This is a genomic window from Nocardia mexicana NBRC 108244, assembly GCF_001613165.1.
GTDB classification, from domain to species: domain Bacteria; phylum Actinomycetota; class Actinomycetes; order Mycobacteriales; family Mycobacteriaceae; genus Nocardia; species Nocardia mexicana.
Window position 1 is genome coordinate 1 of the sequence record NZ_BDBV01000180.1, and the last position, 601, is coordinate 601.

General features: G+C 72.4%; 1 protein-coding gene. It reads left to right on the plus strand.

Annotated elements, in window-relative coordinates:
• Window positions 1-599: sigma factor-like helix-turn-helix DNA-binding protein (locus NM1_RS40670; RefSeq protein WP_303757421.1), on the plus strand; the 599-nt coding region annotated here is incomplete at its 5' end.
• Between the last annotated feature and the right edge of the window lie 2 nt (window positions 600-601).

Sequence of the window (601 nt, forward strand, 5' to 3'; positions counted from 1 at the left end):
CGGGCGGCATCGATCCGGCCGACCGGATCACCCTCGACGAGTCGGTCACGATGGCCTTCCTCGTCGTGCTCGAGTCGATGACCCCGGCCGAACGCGTCGCGCTGGTCCTGCACGATGTCTTCGGCTACTCCTTCGCCGAGGTGGGCGAGATCGTCGGACGGTCCCCGGCGGCCTGCCGCCAGCTGGCCGCGTCGGCCCGGCGCCGCACCCGGACGTCGCGGGACCCCGGCGCTCCCGCCGCCGAACGCGCGGAGATCGTCCGGAAGTTCAAGCGGGCGTGGGAGGCTCGGGATCTCGACGGCCTCATCGGCCTCCTCGACCCGGACGCCACGGTGGTCAGCGACGGCGGCGGCCTCGTCCGGGCGGCGCTGCACCCGGTCGAGGGCGGCGAGCGGATCGCCCGCTATCTCCTCGATCTCGCCGTCCGGGTGCCGGGCATGACGATCCTCGATCGTTCGGTCAACGGCCAGCCCGGCCTGGTGCTGCAGCACGGGGGCAGCACGGTGACGGTCATGGCGTTCGACGTCGCGTACGGCCGGATCAGGCATATCTGGGGAGTACGCAACCCCGACAAGCTCCGGCCGTGGACGGCGGGTTGATC